The organism is Kitasatospora sp. MY 5-36 (assembly GCF_001182915.1).
In the GTDB taxonomy this organism is placed as follows: domain Bacteria; phylum Actinomycetota; class Actinomycetes; order Streptomycetales; family Streptomycetaceae; genus Kitasatospora.
The window spans coordinates 1-729 of record NZ_LFVW01001376.1 but is presented as its reverse complement, the minus strand read 5'-3'; the positions used below and the strand labels follow the sequence as shown (position 1 = coordinate 729).

Below are 729 nucleotides of genomic sequence, written 5' to 3'. Positions count from 1 at the left end.
GGCCGGGCGCAGCCGCATAGTCGCTGGTGGGAGGTGTCGGCGCGGCCGTCCGGCGGTCCGGGCGCGGCGGGTCGGGGGCATGGTCGGGGGCATGGCGCGTACTCCTCGGGCGGTGCGGCTGCGGGGTCGTCACCAGGGTTCCGCCGCCGGGGGTGCGGGGCGCCCTGCCGGGGGACGATCCCGCCGGTGGGCGCGGGTCGCCCCGGCGCGCGTTCGCTCCTCCGCGCGGAGGAGCCCCCGGTGTCCCGGGGTCTCCCCCCGGTGTCCGCCGGCGGGCGGACGCCTTCGCGGGCGCGGGGGCCCTACCGTGGGGCTCCGGCGAGGACGCCGGACGACGCGGACGCGAGGACGGACACGATGACCGAGACCGGCGCGGTACGGACGGGCCCGCCGGGAGCCCTCGCCCGGCTGCCGGGGCGGGTGCCGCCCCTGGTGGCGGACGCCGCGCTCGCGGCGGCCCTGTTCCTGGTGACACTCGGGCCGGGGCGGGTGGCGAACGGTACGGGCTTCGCGCTGCAGACCGCCCTGGTGCTGCCGTTGGTGTGGCGGCGGCGGGCGCCCCGGGCCGCGTTCGGGGTGATCGCCGCCGCGGCGCTCGCGCAGTGGCTGCTGGGTGTTCAGCTGCCCGCCGACGCGGCGTTGCTGGTCGCCCTCGGGACGGTGACCGCGCGGGCGGCGTACCGGTCCGCGTGGGCGGCGGCTCTGGTGGCGGTGGCCGGGGCGGTGCTG

The 729-nt window shown here is 80.8% G+C and carries 1 pseudogene; it reads left to right on the top strand.

Annotated features, from left to right (window positions below):
* Positions 1 to 357: 357 nt before the first annotated feature.
* A pseudogene (locus AE652_RS47700) lies at positions 358 to 729 on the top strand (sensor histidine kinase); the annotation flags it as partial.